Annotated in this window: 1 pseudogene; it reads right to left on the bottom strand. The window is 59.6% G+C overall.

The features are described from left to right. Positions 1-250, bottom strand: a pseudogene (locus SB756_RS33295) (cobalamin adenosyltransferase); the annotation flags it as partial.

Genomic DNA, 250 nt, shown 5'->3' with positions numbered 1-250 from the left:
AAAGGCGGTTCAGCGCCTGCAAGATGTCCGGGCGTAATACTTCAAAGCTGCGGGTGATAAAGACCTGCGCCGCTACGGTTTCGGTTTCCCGCACTTTGGTGCGTAGCAGATTGAGCAACGCAGCATCGCGCCCGTGGCTGGCTTCCGGCACCAGATGATCGTGGTCGAGATAGCGCAGCGGCTGATGAGAAAGCCGATGCAGATCTTCGTCAGAAAGCCCGACAATCGCCTGGCAGCCCAGCGGTTCCCC

Source organism: Pseudomonas sp. SIMBA_068, from assembly GCF_046534705.1.
GTDB classification, from domain to species: domain Bacteria; phylum Pseudomonadota; class Gammaproteobacteria; order Pseudomonadales; family Pseudomonadaceae; genus Aquipseudomonas; species Aquipseudomonas putida.
The sequence above is the reverse complement of the archived record's forward strand: the minus strand, read 5'-3'. Positions and strand labels throughout refer to the sequence as shown.